The 16,623-nt window shown below is 69.3% G+C and carries 18 protein-coding genes and 2 pseudogenes; 11 read left to right on the top strand and 9 right to left on the bottom strand.

The window, feature by feature from the left end; genetic code table 11:
• The 3 genes and pseudogenes from WA944_RS18375 to WA944_RS18365 form a co-directional block, all read right to left on the bottom strand.
• Window positions 1-279: pseudogene (locus WA944_RS18375) on the bottom strand (TobH protein); the annotation flags it as partial.
• 68 nt (window positions 280-347) lie between these two features.
• On the bottom strand, window positions 348-1,733 hold the full coding sequence (locus WA944_RS18370) for a phosphomannomutase/phosphoglucomutase (RefSeq protein ID WP_526370286.1): 1,386 nt from the start codon (window positions 1,731-1,733) through the stop codon (window positions 348-350).
• Between the two features lie 143 nt (window positions 1,734-1,876).
• A complete protein-coding gene (locus WA944_RS18365) occupies window positions 1,877-2,296 on the bottom strand; it encodes a DUF3499 family protein (protein ID WP_526370284.1) in 420 nt (139 codons plus the stop codon).
• Window positions 2,297-2,427: 131 nt separating this feature from the next.
• Between WA944_RS18365 and WA944_RS18360 the strand changes: the two genes are divergently transcribed.
• Window positions 2,428-2,850: a metallopeptidase family protein gene (locus WA944_RS18360; RefSeq protein ID WP_526370288.1), complete on the top strand. Its 423-nt coding sequence runs from the start codon at window positions 2,428-2,430 to the stop codon at window positions 2,848-2,850.
• Between the two features lie 11 nt (window positions 2,851-2,861).
• Here WA944_RS18360 and WA944_RS18355 read toward each other — a convergent pair whose 3' ends face one another.
• Window positions 2,862-3,128 carry a WhiB family transcriptional regulator gene (locus WA944_RS18355; protein ID WP_205390547.1) on the bottom strand — a complete coding sequence of 89 codons (267 nt, stop codon included), beginning with the start codon at window positions 3,126-3,128 and terminating at the stop codon, window positions 2,862-2,864.
• A 481-nt stretch (window positions 3,129-3,609) separates the two neighbouring features.
• Between WA944_RS18355 and cofD the strand changes: the two genes are divergently transcribed.
• From cofD to WA944_RS18325, 6 genes are all read left to right on the top strand, one after another.
• Window positions 3,610-4,596 (top strand): 2-phospho-L-lactate transferase, encoded by a 987-nt coding sequence (gene cofD, locus WA944_RS18350; RefSeq protein ID WP_526370282.1) that lies wholly within the window; start codon window positions 3,610-3,612, stop codon window positions 4,594-4,596.
• On the top strand, window positions 4,593-5,933 hold the full coding sequence (locus tag WA944_RS18345) for a coenzyme F420-0:L-glutamate ligase (RefSeq protein WP_526370280.1): 1,341 nt from the start codon (window positions 4,593-4,595) through the stop codon (window positions 5,931-5,933). Before cofD ends, WA944_RS18345 begins: the two co-directional genes overlap by 4 nt.
• Window positions 5,930-6,466, top strand: a complete 537-nt coding sequence (locus WA944_RS18340) for an NUDIX hydrolase (RefSeq protein ID WP_526370278.1) — start codon at window positions 5,930-5,932, stop codon at window positions 6,464-6,466. The genes WA944_RS18345 and WA944_RS18340 overlap by 4 nt, the downstream gene beginning before the upstream one ends.
• Before the next feature lie 52 nt (window positions 6,467-6,518).
• Complete coding sequence (locus tag WA944_RS18335; RefSeq protein ID WP_526647209.1) at window positions 6,519-7,343, top strand: GAF domain-containing protein; 825 nt, start codon at window positions 6,519-6,521, stop codon at window positions 7,341-7,343.
• Window positions 7,316-8,125: a GAF domain-containing protein gene (locus tag WA944_RS18330; RefSeq protein WP_526370274.1), complete on the top strand. Its 810-nt coding sequence runs from the start codon at window positions 7,316-7,318 to the stop codon at window positions 8,123-8,125. The genes WA944_RS18335 and WA944_RS18330 overlap by 28 nt, the downstream gene beginning before the upstream one ends.
• Window positions 8,126-8,209: 84 nt before the next feature.
• Window positions 8,210-8,911 (top strand): ANTAR domain-containing protein, encoded by a 702-nt coding sequence (locus WA944_RS18325; protein ID WP_526370272.1) that lies wholly within the window; start codon window positions 8,210-8,212, stop codon window positions 8,909-8,911.
• A gap of 30 nt (window positions 8,912-8,941) precedes the next feature.
• Here WA944_RS18325 and WA944_RS18320 read toward each other — a convergent pair whose 3' ends face one another.
• From WA944_RS18320 to rfbD, 4 genes are all read right to left on the bottom strand, one after another.
• Window positions 8,942-9,811: a putative endonuclease domain-containing protein gene (locus tag WA944_RS18320; protein ID WP_526611721.1), complete on the bottom strand. Its 870-nt coding sequence runs from the start codon at window positions 9,809-9,811 to the stop codon at window positions 8,942-8,944.
• A gap of 119 nt (window positions 9,812-9,930) precedes the next feature.
• The gene (gene manB, locus WA944_RS18315; protein ID WP_526370847.1) at window positions 9,931-11,010 is read right to left on the bottom strand and encodes a mannose-1-phosphate guanylyltransferase ManB; all 1,080 of its coding nucleotides are present in this window, start codon (window positions 11,008-11,010) and stop codon (window positions 9,931-9,933) included.
• A complete protein-coding gene (locus tag WA944_RS18310; RefSeq protein ID WP_526370849.1) occupies window positions 11,010-11,891 on the bottom strand; it encodes a glycosyltransferase family 2 protein in 882 nt (293 codons plus the stop codon). The genes manB and WA944_RS18310 overlap by 1 nt, the downstream gene beginning before the upstream one ends.
• Before the next feature lie 16 nt (window positions 11,892-11,907).
• Window positions 11,908-12,792: a dTDP-4-dehydrorhamnose reductase gene (gene rfbD / locus WA944_RS18305; RefSeq protein ID WP_526370851.1), complete on the bottom strand. Its 885-nt coding sequence runs from the start codon at window positions 12,790-12,792 to the stop codon at window positions 11,908-11,910.
• A gap of 66 nt (window positions 12,793-12,858) precedes the next feature.
• On the opposite strand from rfbD, the gene WA944_RS18300 reads away from it, so the two are divergent.
• From WA944_RS18300 to WA944_RS18285, 4 genes are all read left to right on the top strand, one after another.
• On the top strand, window positions 12,859-14,328 hold the full coding sequence (locus WA944_RS18300) for an LCP family protein (RefSeq protein ID WP_526370853.1): 1,470 nt from the start codon (window positions 12,859-12,861) through the stop codon (window positions 14,326-14,328).
• A gap of 1 nt (window position 14,329) precedes the next feature.
• Entirely contained in the window at window positions 14,330-15,052 is a 723-nt protein-coding gene (locus tag WA944_RS18295) for a TIGR03089 family protein (RefSeq protein WP_526370855.1), read from the top strand.
• A gap of 120 nt (window positions 15,053-15,172) precedes the next feature.
• Complete coding sequence (locus WA944_RS18290) at window positions 15,173-15,487, top strand: hypothetical protein (protein WP_526647208.1); 315 nt, start codon at window positions 15,173-15,175, stop codon at window positions 15,485-15,487.
• A gap of 44 nt (window positions 15,488-15,531) precedes the next feature.
• Complete coding sequence (locus WA944_RS18285) at window positions 15,532-16,305, top strand: biotin--[acetyl-CoA-carboxylase] ligase (RefSeq protein WP_526370859.1); 774 nt, start codon at window positions 15,532-15,534, stop codon at window positions 16,303-16,305.
• Window positions 16,306-16,378: 73 nt separating this feature from the next.
• Here WA944_RS18285 and WA944_RS18280 read toward each other — a convergent pair.
• A pseudogene (locus tag WA944_RS18280) lies at window positions 16,379-16,623 on the bottom strand (hypothetical protein); the annotation flags it as partial.

Below are 16,623 nucleotides of genomic sequence, written 5' to 3'. Positions count from 1 at the left end.
CGTGGGCACATGGCCAGCGATCTCGGCGACGATCAGCACGTCGAGCGCTCCGAGCCACGGCGGCGGCTCGGGGGTGACGACGATGGGGGCGCTGACGGTGCCGGCCAGTGAGGCGGCGAGCATCTCTCCTGCAGTCTGGGCGTTGCCGCGGCCGGCCACCCACACCACGGTGCGGGGCGGCCCGTCGGCCCGGATTGCGTCCAACTCGCCCTCATCGAGCGCCGCGGCGATGGCACGCACCTGCGCGCCGGCCATCGACGCGGCACGCAGCAAACCCATGCGATCGGCCTCGAGCAGGCCGTCGGCGTCGTCGAGGTCCACCGGGGGCACCGATATGCCGCTGGCGTTCACGCGGGTTCCTTTGTCGCCGTGGGCACATGGCCAGCGATCTCGTCGACGATCTCGCGGACCCCCTCCGGGGTGCGGGCTTCGACGTTGAGCCTCAGCAACGGCTCAGTGTTGGACATGCGCAGGTTGAACCAGCTGCCGTCGCCGAGGTCCACGGTCACCCCGTCGAGGTGGTCGATGCCGTGCACCCGGCTGCCGTAGGCCGCCAGCACGGCGTCCACGACGGCCGGTGCGTCGGTGACGGTGAAGTTGATCTCGCCGGACGCTTCGTAGCGCTGGTAGTCGGCCATCATGTCCGACAGCGGCCGGTCCTGTTCGCCGAGCGCGGCCAGCACGTGCAGCCCCGCCAGCATCCCGGAGTCCGCGCCCCAGAAGTCACGGAAGTAGTAGTGCGCGGAATGTTCCCCGCCGAAGATGGCGCCGGTCTCGGCCATCAGCCCCTTGATGTAGGAATGGCCCACCCGGGAACGCACCGCGGTGCCGCCACGCTCGGCGACGAGTTCGGGCACCGCGCGGGAGGTGATGAGGTTGTGGATGATCGTCGCACCGATCTCCCGCTGCAGTTCGCGCGCGGCGACCAGCGCGGTCACCGCCGACGGTGACACCGCCTGGCCCCGTTCGTCAACGACGAAGCAGCGGTCGGCGTCGCCGTCGAAGGCCAGCCCAATATCAGCACCGGTCTTCAGCACGTAAGCCTGCAGGTCGACGAGGTTGGCCGGGTCCAGCGGGTTGGCCTCGTGGTTGGGGAAGGTGCCGTCGAGTTCGAAGAACAGCGGCGAGAGCTCGACCGACGAGATCGGGCCGAGCACCGCGGGAGTGGTGTGGCCGGCCATTCCGTTGCCGGCGTCGACGGCCACCTTCAGCGTGCGCTGCCCGCCGATGTCGACCAGCGACCGGAGGAACGCGCCGTAGTCGGCGAGGACGTCGCGGTGGCTGACGGTGCCGGGCGGGCCGTCGTGGCCGGGGACCCCGGCGATGACCTCGTCGCTGATGGTCGTCAGTCCGGTGTCCTTGCCGACGGGTTTGGCGCCGGCGCGGCAGAGCTTGATGCCGTTGTAGGCGGCGGGGTTGTGGCTGGCGGTGAACATCGCGCCCGGGCAGTCCAGCAGGCCGGAGGCGAAGTAGAGCTGATCTGTCGAGGCCAGGCCGATGTGCACCACGTCGAGTCCCTGGGCCACCACCCCGCTGGCGAACGCCTCGGCCAGGGTCGGCGAACTGGCCCGCATGTCGTGGCCGATCGCCACCTGACCGGCGCTGTCGCGGACCAGCCTGGCAAACGCGGCCCCGACTTCGGAGACGAACTGCTCGTCGATCTCCGCACCCACGAGCCCACGCACGTCGTAAGCCTTGATGACGCGCTGCACCGTCGCGGCGGGCCGGGACATAAAGCTCCTTGGACAGATGGACCGTTGCGCTCAAGCCTAGCCGTCACAGCCCCACTCCCGGCCGCCTCTTGCCGCCGGAACTGTATTCCACGCGCAAAAATCCACGCTGAGACCGCCTGGAATACCGTTCCGGCGGGGAGGGGTCAGTCGGCGGGGTCGGGCAACACGCGCAGATGCCCGCGGCGGCGGCCGTTGGTCTCGGGCCGGTGGGCCGGCTGGGCCATCAGCGCGCCGCCGTGCGCACCGGTGACCGGATCGCTGAAACCCGTCGTGAAGCCGGACACCGGCGCGCCGTTGGTTTTGCCTTCGCGCACCGCATCGGCGAGCGCGACCAGGTCGTCGTCGTCGGGGTTGGTCGGCAGCGGGCCGGCGTGGCGAACCAGTTCCCAGCCGCGGGGCGCGGTGATGCGACCGGCGTGCAGCACGCACAGATCCCAGGAGTGCGGCTCGGACACCGTGGCCAGCGGTCCCACTACAGCTGTCGAGTCGGAATAGACGAACGTGAGCGTCGCGACTGCATAGTGAGGGCACCCAGGCCGGCAGCAGCGACGGGGAACATTCACAGCGAGAGGTTAGCGTGCAGCGTCGCCCGCATGTCGGCGGACACGCGCAGCCTCGGGCCGCCCGACTCCCAACCGTTACGATCTTTTCCGTGACCGGGCTCAACCACCGGGGCTCGCGGCGGGGCCGTGAGATGCGGGGGCCGCTGCTCCCGCCCACTGTGCCGGGCTGGCGCAGCCGCGCCGAGCGTTTCGACATGGCAGTGCTGGAGGCCTACGAACCGATCGAGCGCCGCTGGCACGAGCGGGTGGCGTCGCTGGACGTGGCGGTCGACGAGATTCCCCGGATCTCCCCGAAGGACCCGGACAGTGCGCAGTGGCCACCGGAGGTGGTCGCCGACGGCGCCGTCGCGCTGGCCCGCCTGATACCGGCGGGGGTCGACGTCCGCGGTAACGCTACGCGGGCGCGAATTGTGTTGTTCCGCAAGCCGATCGAGCGACGGGCTAAGGACACCGTCGAGCTGACCGATCTGTTACACGAATTGCTGGTGGCGCAGGTGGCCACCTATCTGGGCGTCGAGCCGTCCGTGATCGACCCGACGCTGGATGAGGATTGAGGGTCGGGAACTCAGATGATGCCGCGCTTGATGCGCCGGCGCTCCCGCTCGGAGAGGCCGCCCCAGATGCCGAAGCGCTCGTCGTGGGCCAGTGCGTAGTCGAGGCATTCGTCGCGCACCTCGCAGCCCATGCAGATTCGCTTGGCCTCGCGGGTCGATCCGCCCTTTTCCGGGAAGAACGCCTCGGGGTCGGTCTGAGCGCACAGCGCGCGCTCTTGCCATTGGTCTTCTTCGGAGATTGCCGAGTCGTCTCCGAAGAATTCGTCGTGCTCGGCCATGCCGGGCACCAAACTCAGTTGCGGGCGCCCGCCCCCCGCGGTCGGTACCGGTCCGGTCTGGAGGTGCGGTGCACTTCCCACCGAGCCGAGGAGCCTGTTGTCGAACGGGGCCGAATTACCGAAATCGGCCTGCTCATAAGCCATGTTCCCCTCCTCATTGGTCTCGTAGATCCGTGTATGCCGGCCCCACTATTTCTCAATGTGGCCATCCCAATTCGAACAAGTGATCGAATCTCGGTCTGCGACACCGGAACCGGCCGGCCAACCGCGAAATGACACTGGTGTGATTAGACACGCGTTAGCTGCATCGGTCAAGCGCTAGAACAGGAATTCATACCATTCCGTAACCCGAAACCGGCGCGTCGCGTTGTGGCGTGTCTATCACTCTCCCGCCCACCACCCGATCACTCTCCCGCCCACCACCCGTCGCGGCACCCTCCGGGCGGACCCCGGCCCGCCCTACGGCCTAGTCTCGGTCGGTGTGAAGGTCACTGTTCTGGTCGGCGGTGTCGGTGGTGCGCGCTTCCTATTGGGGGTGCAGCACTTATTGGGCTTGGGACAGTTCGGCACCGACGATACCGGTGAGCACGAAGTGACTGCTGTGGTCAATGTGGGCGATGATGCCTGGATGTTCGGGGTGCGCATCTGCCCGGACCTCGACACCTGCATGTACACCCTCGGCGGCGGCATCGACCCCGAGCGCGGCTGGGGGCACCGCGATGAAACCTGGCACGCGAAGGAAGAACTCGCCGCCTATGGTGTGCAGCCCGACTGGTTCGGCCTGGGCGACCGGGATCTGGCCACCCACCTGGTGCGCAGCCAGATGCTTCGGGCGGGCTTTCCGCTGTCGCAGGTGACCGAGGCGCTGTGCCATCGCTGGTCGCCGGGCGCACGGCTGCTGCCGGCCAGCGACGACCGCAGCGAAACCCACGTCGTGATCACCGATCCGGAAGACGGCGAGAAGCGCGCCATCCACTTCCAGGAGTGGTGGGTACGCCACCGCGCCAAAGTGCCCACCGACAGCTTCGCTTTCGTCGGCACCGAATCCGCGACCGCAGCCCCCGGCGTCGTCGAGGCGATCGAGGGCGCCGACGTCGTGCTGATTGCGCCGTCCAACCCGGTGGTCAGCATCGGCCCGATCCTGGCGATCGGCGGAATCCGCAGCGCGCTGCGCACCACCGCGGCGCCGGTGATCGGCTACTCCCCGATCATCGCCGGAAAGCCATTGCGCGGCATGGCCGACACCTGCCTGTCCATCATCGGGGTGGCCAGCACGTCGGAGGCGGTCGGCGCGCACTACGGTGCGCGGTCGTCGACCGGCATCCTCGACGGCTGGCTCGTACACGAGGGCGACGACGCGGTAGTCGACGGCGTGGACGTGCGCGCGGCACCGCTGTTGATGAGCGAGCCCGCCGGGACCGCCGAGATGGTGCGAGCCGGAATGGATCTGGCCGGGGTCACTCCATGAGTGATCACGGCACCTCCGCGCCCGTCGAGATCCTGCCGGTGCCCGGGCTGCCCGAGTTCCGTCCGGGCGACGACCTGGCCGCCGCCCTCGCCACCGCAGCACCGTGGTTGCGCGACGACGACGTCGTCGTGGTGACGTCGAAGGTGCTGTCGAAGTGTGAAGGCCGCATGGTCGACGCCCCGGCCGACCCCGAGCTGCGGGACACGTTGCGGCGCAAGCTCATCGACCGTGAGGCGGTGCGGGTGCTGGCGCGCAAGGGCCGCACGCTGATCACCGAGAACGCGTTGGGTCTGGTGCAGGCGGCCGCGGGGGTGGACGGGTCCAACGTGGACACCCACGAGCTCGCGCTGCTGCCGGTCGACCCCGACGGCAGCGCCGCGAAGCTCGCGGCGGCACTGCGGCAGCGCCTCGGCGTCACCGTCGGCGTCGTCGTCACCGACACGATGGGCCGCGCCTGGCGCACCGGGCAGACCGATGTCGCGATCGGTGCGTCCGGGCTGACGGTGCTGCACGGCTACGCAGGCGAACACGACGAGCACGGCAACGAGCTGATCGTCACCGAGATCGCCGTGGCCGACGAGATCGCCGCGGCCGCCGACCTGGTGAAGGGCAAGCTGACCGCGGTGCCGGTGGCGGTGGTGCGGGGTCTGACGCTGCGTGACGACGGTTCCAGCGCACGCACGCTGGTGCGGGCTGGCGAGGAGGACCTGTTCTGGCTGGGCACCGAGGAGGCCATCGCGCTGGGCCGCTCGCAGGCCCAGCTATTGCGCCGGTCGGTGCGCTCGTTCAGTGACGAGGCGGTGGCACCCGGCCTGATCGAGGCTGCGGTGTCGGAGGCGCTGACCGCCCCGGCGCCGCACCACACCCGGCCGGTGCGGTTCGTCTGGGTGCAGGATCCGGCGGTGCGGGTGGCGCTGCTCGACGCGATGAAAGACCGGTGGCGGGAGGACCTCTCCGGCGACGGACGCGATCCCGATTCCGTCGAACGCCGGGTGTACCGCGGCCAGATCCTCTACGACGCACCCGAACTGATCATCCCGTTCATGGTGCCCGACGGGGCGCACGCCTACCCCGACGCGCGTCGCACCGCCGCCGAGCACACCATGTTCACCGTCGCGGTCGGGGCGGCCGTGCAGGCGCTGCTGGTCGCGCTGGCGGTGCGCGGGGTGGGCAGCTGCTGGATCGGGTCGACGATCTTCGCCCCCGATCTGGTGCGCGCGCACCTGTCGTTGCCCGATGACTGGGAACCGTTGGGCGCCATCGCGATCGGCTACCCGCTCACGCCCGAGGGACCCCGGGATCCGGTGCCCAGCGACGGCCTGCTGGTGCGGAAATGAGCCTGCACCGGTCGGCGGTCGACACGCTGAACGCCTGGCGGCCCGCCGACCCCGCGCAGGACACGTTGCGGCACGCGGTGCTGGCCTTTCTCGATGCACGGGCCGACGCGTGCCTGCGCGAGTGCGTGCCGGGACATCTGACCGCCTCGGCGCTGGTGCTCGACCACAGCGGCAGCCACGCGCTGCTCACCTTGCATCCGCGGGTCGGACGCTGGCTGCAGCTGGGCGGTCATTGTGAGCCCGACGACGAGAGCGTGGTCGCGGCGGCCCTGCGGGAGGCCACCGAAGAGTCCGGGGTCGCGGGGCTGACCATCGACCCGACACCGGCCGCGCTGCACGTCCACCCGGTGACCTGTTCGCTGGGTGTGCCGACGCGGCACCTCGACGTGCAGTTCGTGGTGCGCGCCCCGCGCGGCGCCGAGATCGAACGCAGCGACGAGTCGCTGGATCTGCGGTGGTGGCCGCTTGCCGAACTGCCCGACGAGAGCGACCACGGCCTCACCCAACTCGCCGCCGCCGCACTCTCCCGGTGACCGCTGAATGTGGCCTACCGTGGGTAGTCGAGAGGTGAGGCGGTGATCGGCAGTGGCAAGTGACTCATCTCAGGACCCGTCGGACGCGTCGCTACGTCCGAATTGGCAGGGCGTCCTGCCCACGGGCGCTGACCCGTTGTTCGTCGGTATCGGTGCGATCTGTGACACCGCGGCGCGGCTGACCGGCTCCGATGGCGCTGCGCTCGCCGTGTTGACTCCGATGCGGGGTGTCCGGGAGTTGGTCTACGCCACCGACGCGATGGCCCAGCAGATCGACGAGGTGCAGTTCACCATGGGTGAGGGTCCGTGCCTGGAGGCCTACCACGAGGACCGGCCACAGCTGTGCGCGCAGCTCGACGACAAGACACTGGCCCGGTGGCCGGCGTTCTCCGCCGAATTGGTCGGCCTCGACGTCGCGGCGCTGTTCGCGTTCCCCGTTCCCGGCCAACACCGGCCGATGGGGGTGCTGGAGCTATCGGCGCACCGCCGGCGCTCTCAGCGTCGGGGCACACCAGTCGGCGCAGCTCTGTGCCGCGGCGCTGCAGCGGACGCTGGAGTCCAACTGGGCCGATCATCTGCGACACAGCACCAGCGAAGAGGCGGCCATCGAAGCTGCCGCGCTCAGCGGGTCCGGCGCAGCCAACGGAGATCCGTTCACCCGCCAGCAGGTGTATGTCGCCGCCGGAATGATCGCGGTGCAGCTGGAGATCTCCACCTCTGCCGCGCTGGACCGGTTGCGCGCCTACGCTTTTTCCCACCACGCGTCCGTCACCGCCGTTGCCGCCGACGTGGTGGCCCGGCGGCTGCCGTTCCGCCACCTCGACGATTCGAGCGTCGACCCATGAGGTCGTGCCTGACCCGGAAAGGGCGCCGATGACCCCGCAGCGGGACCAGTTGGCCATCGCCGCACTAACCGCGATGCTCGCTGACGAATTCGACCTACCCACAGTGCTGGACACCGTCGCCTACAACGCGCGCGCGAGCTTCGACGCGTCGTCGGCGGCCGTCGTGCTTCTCGGCGCCCGGGATGGGACCGATGACCTCGGGATGCAGGTGGTCGCCGAAGCGCTGCCGCAGTCCACCGACTCCGACCTGGGTTTCCTCACGTCCGGGCCTGCGCTGGCCAGCGCCCGCGACGGAGCGGTGACGATGGTCGCCGACCTGGCCGACGCCAGTGACACCCGCTGGCCCACCTACCGCCGCGACGCCCTGCGCGCCGGCATGCGTGGCGTGCGCGCGTTTCCGCTGGTCCTGCTCGGTTCCTCGGTGGGCACGCTGGTGATCCACACCGGCGACCCGTGGGGTGCACAGCGACCCAACGCCGTCGGCCAGACGCTGGCCAACCTCGCCGCCATCGCGATCTCGATCGCTCCGCACCTGTCCCAGCGGCGCGGCGACACCAAGGACACCATCGAGAGCGTGCTGCAGGGCACGGTGACGATCGCTACCGCGACCGGCATCGTCGCCGAGCTCGCCGATCTTGATGTGGCCGCAGCTCGGCTGCAGCTGCACCGGTTGGCGCGTGCCCACCAGGCGACGGTGGGCTCCTACGCCGAGCGGATCGTCACTGCTTTCAACAGCGACCCCGAACGCTTGGCGTCGTCGGGTTTGCTGGCGCTTCCCGAGGTGCTTCCGCCGCCGCCGCACATCAACACCTGAATCGGGCCACCCGGATGGGCAGGACCGATTCCGGGTAGGCTTCAGCCAGTTGTGAATGCACTCTCTGGGGAGGTGAGCGCTGTGGTGAGAGCGAATCATCAGGAAGATCCGCTGGCCGCAGCGATGGCCGACCTGGTCAACAACTTCGCCAGCCCGTCGGATGTCACAGAGATCTTGGAGACCGTGACCGCCAGCGCCGTCGAGTTGATTCATGAAATCGATTTTGCCGACGTACTGCTCATCGACGAGGACCTGCATCGGTCGATGGCCCCGACGGCACCGTTCCTCGCCGAACTCGACGACGTGCAACTCGAACTGCACGAAGGACCGTGCCTGACCGCCGCTGTCGAGGACGCGACAGTCGTCTGCACCGACCTCACCGTGGAGGCACGCTGGCCCCGGTTTGCGGCCGCTGCCACCGAAGCCGGCGTCAAGAGCATGATGTCGTTTCAGCTCTACACCTACCCGACGCAGTCGCGCGGCGGGCGTGGCGGTCGCGGTGCCCTGAACCTGTTCAGCCGCAACAGGTATGACTTCACCATGGAGGATCGCACGATCGGCGCGATGCTCGCCGCCCACGCGGCGGTGGCGCTGATCTCTGCTGACCGGCAGACGCAGTTCGAGTCGGCGTTGGCCAGCCGCGACCTGATCGGCCAGGCCAAGGGCATGATCATGGAACGCTTCAAGGTCGACGCCACCCACGCATTCAACCTGTTGGCCAAGCTGTCGCAGGACGGCAACACGCCGCTGCGGGTCATCGCCCAGCACATCGTCGACAGCGCCTAGCTTTCGCCGCGGAATAGCGTTCCTGGCTGCTCAAGCCGGCCATTTCACAACCTTGCCTTCACTCTCGCGAAGCTGCCACGCCCGCGTCACCCAGGCTTCGATTTCCCGAGGCCGGTCACCGGTGATCACCCGGATGTGCATCCAGCCGGCGGCGATGATCCTGCGCAGGCGTCTCGCGTCCCATCGGTACTGATCGGTATTGGTGCGATGGTGCTCGCCGTCGTACTCCACCGCGATCTTCTGCTCGCGCCACCCCATGTCGAGATAGGCGAAGGCGTGACCGAACTCGTCGAACACCGGAATCTGGGTCTGAGGTCGCGGGAAGCCGGCGTCGATCAGCACGAGACGCAGCCACGTCTCCTTCGGTGACTGCGCGCCCGCGTCCATCAGTTCAACGGCTTCGCGGCACAGCCGTACCCCGTTGGTCCCCCGGTATCGGTGGGTGAGTTCGAGGATTGCGGCTGCGGTGACGCCGGTGGCCGCGGCGAGCGCGTCGAGGTGAGCAACCGCTTGGCCGCGTGGCAGATGACGGCCGAGGTCCAGCCCGGTTCGTGCCAGGGTGGCCACAGCCATACCGTTGATCCAGGTGATCTCGCCGGCAGCGATTCGCTCTCGGCGTGTGATGATGCCGCCGGGTGGGCGATTGTTCGCGTGCAGTATTTCGACGGGCGCCTCTGCAGCGATCCACTTGGAACCGTGCAACGCCGAGGCGGCCCGGCCGGTGATCACACCGCGTCGTCCTGACCAAAGCCAGGCGCCCTCGGTCCGGTGCGTCAGCGTCGGCTCGGCGGATTTCGGCACGTAGATGTCGGGGTAGATGGGGCGGTAGTTCCATCGAAGTTGTCCACGGGTGACAGTTCCGGCGGTGACGGCGTGCGAGCCCACAATGACTTCCCCCATGCGAAGAGCATGCCGCCACCGCGCGCCGTGGTCGTGAGTGTGAAGCCAGGGCTGTGGATAACTCGGATTTCACAGCCAGGAACGCTATTCCGCGTTCCGCGGCCGCCGGCCGGCCGCAGCTAGACGTCGGTGGAGAAGCGCAGGCCGCCGTCGGGCAGCGTCACCCCCGGCCACACCCTGGCGCCGCGCAGCAGTTCGCAGCGGGCCCCGATGTCGGCCCCGTCGCCGATCACGCCGTCACGGATCAGCGCCCGCGGCCCGATCCGCGCGCCGAAGCCGATGATGGACCGCTCGATGACGGCCCCGGCCTCCACGCGCACGCCGTCGAAGATCACCGCCCCGTCCAGCCTGGCGCCGCCGGAGATCTCCGCGCCGCGGCCCACCACCGTGCCGCCGATCAGCAACGCGCCGGGGGCCACCGACGCGCCGTCGTGCACCAGCGATTCGCCGCGCTGGCCTTTCAGCGCCGGCGACGGGGCGATGCCACGCACCAGGTCGGCAGACCCACGCACAAAATCCTCGGGCGTGCCCATGTCGCGCCAGTAGGTGGCGTCGACGTAGCCGCACACCCGCCGACCGTCAGCCAGCAGCTGGGGGAACACCTCGCGCTCCACCGACAGCGCGCGCCCGGTGGGGATCTGCTCGATCACCGAGCGCTTGAAGACGTAGCAGCCGGCGTTGATCTGGTCGGTCGGCGGGTCTTGCGTCTTCTCCAGGAACGCGGACACCACTCCGTCGGAATCTGTTGGCACACAGCCGAATGCGCGTGGATCGCCGACGCGCACCAGATGCAGCGTCACATCGGCTTCCCGCTCGGCGTGCGAGTCCAGCAGTGCGCGCAGATCGCAGCCGGACAGCACGTCGCCGTTGAACACGATCGCGGTGTCGTGCCGCAGCCGGGACGCGACGTTGGCGATGCCGCCGCCGGTGCCCATCGGTTCGTCCTCGACGACGTACTCGATCTGCAATCCGAGCTTGGAGCCGTCGCCGAACTCGGACTCGAACACCTCGGCCTTGTACGACGTCCCCAGCACCACGTGCTCGATGCCGGCCTCGGTGATCCGGGAGAGCAGGTGGGTCAGGAACGCCAGCCCGGCGGTCGGCAGCATCGGTTTGGGCGCCGACAGTGTCAGGGGCCGCAGCCGCGTGCCCATTCCACCGACCAGTACGACAGCATCAACCTCGGCTGGATTGACCATCAGCGTCCTTTCGCCTGCGCGCGGCGGGCCTTGAGCGAACTGCGCACCGCCAGACTGGACCGCGCCCCCAGAGCCCCCCGGAAAGCCCACCGTAACGGTGCCTGCCACCATTTGGGGTACCTATCGGCGAGGAAGAGATAGGTGCTGACGTGGTGGGCGGCCAGGTTGCGGGCCGGGTCGCGGCCGGTGGAGTGCCCCTTGGCGTGCAGCACCTCGGCCGAGGGCACGTAGACGTTCTGCCAGCCCGCCCGGCCGAGCCGGTCTCCCAGGTCGACGTCCTCCATGTACATGAAGTAGCGCTCGTCGAATCCGGAGACCTCTTCGAACGCCGAGGGGCGCAGCAGCAGGCACGAGCCCGACAGCCAGCCGACGGCGCGCTCGCTGGGGTCGGTGCGTTCCTGGCGGTAGACCGCTGACCACGGGTTCGACGGCCACACCGGTCCGACGACGGCGTGCATGCCGCCCCTGATGATCGACGGCAGGTGCCGCGCCGACGGGTACACCGAGCCGTCGGGGTCGTGGATCAGCGGTCCGAGCGATCCGGCTCGGGGCCAGCGGCCGGCGGCCTCGATCAACAGGTCGATGCTGCGCGGCCCCCACTGCACGTCGGGGTTGGCGACGATGAAAAAGTCTGTCCCGGAGACGCATTCGCTGACGGCGCGGTTGACGGCGGTGCCGTAGCCGAGGTTGGCGCCGGTGCGCAGCAACCGCACGTTGGGATAGCGCCCGAGCGCCTCCTCCGGCGCGCCGTCGGTGGATCCGTTGTCGGCCATGACGACGGTGACGGGGCGGTCGGTGGCGTGTGACAGCGTGGCGAGGAACCGATCAAGATGCGGGCCCGGCGAATACGTCACCGTCACGACAAACAGTTCGTCGCTCACGCCAGCGCTGCCGATCTCACGGCGTAGAGGGTAGCGGTCCGGCAGCTGCCATCGCGGCGGCCACTGCGTCGCGCCACGGCCGCAGCGGTGTCAGGCCGGCCGCGGCGGACTTGACCTCGGACAACGCTGAATACGGCGGGCGCGGCGCGGGGCGCGGGTGCCGGTCGCTGCCGACGGGCTTCACGCGTGCCGGGTCGGCGCCGACCTCCTCGAAGATCGCCTGCGCCTGCTCGTACCGGCTGCAGGCACCGCCGTTGGCGGCGTGCAGCACCGCCTCGCTGATCTCGCAGTCGGCGACCTGCAGCAGCGCGTCGGCCAGGTCGACGACGTAGGTGGGTGACCCGATCTGGTCGGCCACCACGTCAACGGTGTCCGTTCCGGCAGCGGCGCGGCGGATCCCGGTGGCGAAGTCCGAGCCGTCGTCGCGGCCCTCGTAGATCCACGCGGTGCGCACGATGTACGCCGTCGGCATGGCCGACAGCACCGCGAACTCGCCGGCGAGCTTGGTCCGGCCGTACACCGACAGCGGGCCCACGGGGTCGTCGATGTCATACGGCCGGGGTTCACCGCCGGGGAACGTGCCGCTGAACACGTAGTCGGTCGACAGGTGGATCAGCGACGCACCGGCCCGCGCGCACGCGTGGGCGACGTACTCGGCGCCGACTGTGTTGACCGCGGCGGCACGGTCGGGGTCGTCCTCGGCGGCGTCGACCTTGGTGTAGGCAGCGCAGTTGACGACGACGTCGTCGGCGGAGATGAACCGCTCGGAGGCCGACGGGTCGGTGATATCACACTCCTCAGACGTCAGCGCGAGCACGTCGCGGCCCTGCTGGTGGGCCTGACCTGCCAAGACCCGTCCGACCAGGCCACCTGCTCCGGTGATGACGATCCGTGACGACATCTGTCGAGTTTGGCACGCCGGTGCGCGCTACCCGGCATGTGGCCCGCTCGCCAGTAACCTGGCCAAATGCCTGCTGCTCAGCTGATGCGTGTCATTTCCCTGGCCGCGGCACTGGCGATCGTCCTCGGCACCGGTCTGGCGTGGGGCAAGATCCGCTCGTTCGAATCCGGGATCAACCAGATCAACCCGATCGCGCTGGGCAAAGGTGGCGACGACGGCGCGATCGACGTGCTGCTGGTGGGGATGGACAGCCGCACCGACGCGCACGGCAATCCGCTGTCGCAGGAAGAGTTGGCGGTACTGCGCGCGGGCAACGACGTCTCCACCAACACCGACACGATCATCCTGATCCGCATCCCGAACAACGGGAAGTCGGCGACGGCGATCTCCATCCCGCGCGACTCCTATGTGGAGGCCCCCGGGCTCGGGAAGATGAAGATCAACGGGGTGTACGGCTCGGTGCACCTGGAGAAGATGATCGAGCTCGTCGAGCAGCAGGGTGAGGATCCCGCCGTCGCCGAACCGATCGCCCAGGACGCCGGCCGCGAGGAGCTGATCAAGACCGTCGCCAACCTCACCGGCGTCACCGTCGACCACTACGCCGAGATCGGCCTGCTCGGGTTCGCGTTGATCACCGACGCCCTCGGCGGCGTCGACGTGTGCCTCAACGCGCCTGTCTACGAACAGCTTTCGGGCGCCGACTTCCCCGCCGGCTGGCAGAAGCTCAACGGCGCGCAGGCGCTGAGCTTCGTCCGCCAGCGTCACGACCTGCCCCGCGGCGACCTGGACCGGGTGACCCGCCAGCAGGCGGTCATGGCGTCACTGGCCCACGAGGTGATCTCCAGCAAGACGCTGTCCAGCCCGGCGACGCTGAACCGGCTCGAGCAGGCGGTGCAGCGCTCGGTGGTGCTCTCCGATGACTGGGACATCATGGACTTCGTCGAGCAGCTGCAGAAGCTCGCCGCGGGCAACGTCGCGTTCGCGACCATCCCGATCGTCGAGGAAGCCGGCTGGAGCGACGACGGCATGCAGAGCGTGGTGCGCGTCGACCCCAGCGAGGTCGAGAACTGGGTGGGCAGCCTGTTGGACGAACAGGAAGAGGGCAACACCGAGGAGCTGGCCTGGACCCCGGACAAGACCACCGTCGACGTCCTCAACGACACCGACGTCAACGGGCTGGCCGCCGCGGTCTCCCATGTGCTCGACGGCAAGGGCTTCGCCTCGGGCAACGTCGGCAACAACGAGGGCTCCCCGGTGTCGGCGAGCCAGGTGCAGGCCGCCAAGGTCGACGATCTGGGCGCCCAGGCGGTCGCGCAGGATCTCGGTGGGCTGCCGGTGGTCCAGGTCGACGGCGTGCCGGAAGGCTGGGCGCGGGTGGTGCTGTCCGACGACTACACCGGGCCGGGGTCGGGGCTGGACGGCACCGACGTCACGCTGTCCGCGCCGCTGAACAATGCGGCGGGCGCCGCAACGGCCGTCGACGCGCCGCCGCCGATCATCACGGCCGGCTCCAGCGACCCGCAGTGCGTCAACTGACGTGAGCACCGTCAGCTCGGCCGTCCTCGACCCACTGATGGCCACCAACCCGGCCGGCCCGCGCATCACCTACTACGACGACGCCACCGGCGAACGCATCGAGTTGTCCACCGCGACGCTGGCCAACTGGGCGGCCAAGACCGCCAACCTGCTGCGCGACGAGATGGGAGCGACGCCGGGTAGCCGGGTCGCGGTGCTGTTGCCCGCGCACTGGCAGACCGCGGCGGTGCTGTTCGGGGTGTGGTGGATCGGGTGTGAGGTGGTGTTGGCCGGCGCCGAGAACCCGGAGGCCGACATCGCGCTGTGCACCGCGGACCGGCTGGACGAGGCCGACGCCGCCGTGGGCATGGGCGAGATCGCGGTGCTGTCGCTGGACCCGTTCGGCAAGCCGGTGCCCGATCTTCCCGTCGGGGTGACGGATTACGCGACGTCGGTGCGGGTGCATGGCGATCAGATCGTCCCCGAGCGGGTGCCGGGGCCGGCGCTGGGCGGCCGCTCGGCCGACGACGTGCTGGCTGCGGCGCGGGCTTCCGCCGCGGCGCAGGGGCTGACTGCTGAGGACCGGATCATGTCGACGGCGGCGTGGGAGACGGCCGACGACATCGTCGAGCGCCTGCTTGCCGTGTACGTCGTCGGCGCCTCACTGGTACAGGTGGCGAACCCGGACCCCGATTTGCTGGACCGTCGACGTCAGACTGAGAAACTGACGCGCGCGTCGCTGTGACCAGATTGTTTCCATTGCCACAGAGTGCCCACAGCATGTAGGTTCACAATGTTCTGTGTCACGACGATTAAGTTTTGGCAAAGATCACACGCTGGGGGCCGTCCGTGAGGAGGCGCGACGATGGAGTCGACCATCACCGCGATCGTGCTCGTTGTCGCCCTGTCCGTCTGGCATCTGCGTAACCGCCGCCACCCTGGTTGGCGGGCCAGCGCCGACGGCCGCTTCACCATCTTCTGCGGGTACGCGCTCGTCGTCTTCGCGGTGTACTGGCTCGTGTCGGCGCCGACCGCGTGGGAGTGGGCGCTGGGCAACCTGTGGGCGCTCGCGGCGATGATGGCGTTCGTCACCGGCTTCGGCGCGCTGAACCGGGTGACCGCCGAGCACGCCGAGTTCGCGCAGCTGCTGGAGTCGCTGGAGCCCGCGACGCAGCAGTAGCGCGCGTGACCACGCTCTGGTTGCGACGCACTACCCTCAACGCCGTGGATCGCTCCGCTCTCGACGTCGACGCCGTTCGTGCCGTGCTCCCTGCCACCGAGTTCCGGCGGGTCGACGTCGTCTCCGAAACGGGGTCGACGAACGCCGATCTGATCGCGCGGGCGGCCGGCGGTGAGGACATCGCGGGTGCCGTGCTGCTGGCAGAGCACCAGAGCGCGGGACGGGGACGTCACGGCCGCAGCTGGTCGGCGCCGGCACGCTCGCAGATCTCGATGTCGCTGGGCGTCGACACCAGCGGCGTGGCACCCGACGCGTGGGGGTGGCTGCCGCTGCTCACCGGCCTGGCCGTCGCACACACGGTTCGCGACCTCGACGTCGACGCAGGGCTCAAGTGGCCCAACGATGTTCTGGTCGGCACCGGGAAGCTGGCCGGGATTCTGGCCGAGGTGGCCGCTCCGGTGATCGTCGTCGGCCTGGGCCTCAACGTCAGCCTGACCGAGGACGAGCTGCCGGATCCGAACGCGGTGTCGCTGAGCATGCTCGGCCAGGACGTCGACCGCACCATGCTGACTGCTCTGCTGCTGGCCGCGCTGAGCGACGGGCTGGCGCGGTGGCGCACCTCGGATGCGACGCTGGCGGCCGACTACCGCGCGGTGAGCACCACCATCGGCACCCGGGTCCGGGCGACCCTGCCTGGCGACGCTGAGATCGTCGGCACCGCAACGGGTATCGACGACGGCGGTCGGCTGCTGATCGACCACGCGGGGACGACGGTGACGGTGTCCGCAGGCGACATCACGCATCTGCGGCCGGCGTAGCTGGTTGCCGCGAGTGTGAAGCCAGGGTCGTGGATCGGCCCCCAATCACAGCCCGGAGTGCTATTCCGCGGCACTACTTGTCGCGATCGATGAGGACCGTGTCGAGGCGTTCGGCGATCTGTTGCAGGCCAGCCGCCGTTCCGTCGAACCTTCCGCGCATCTCGGCAAACCCCCGATCGACCTGCTCACGTAGATCGACGAAGTCCTGTCGCATGGCGTTGAAGCTCGCGGTGGTGGCCCTGCGGAAGTCGCGGATCTCGCCGCGGATCTCGCCGACGTCTCGATCGGCGGCCCCGGCGAGCACACGCGCTGCCGCCG

Origin of the sequence: Mycobacterium sp. (assembly GCF_049683355.1) — a bacterium.
GTDB lineage: Bacteria > Actinomycetota > Actinomycetes > Mycobacteriales > Mycobacteriaceae > Mycobacterium.
This window is presented reverse-complemented; position numbering and strand designations above follow the sequence as displayed.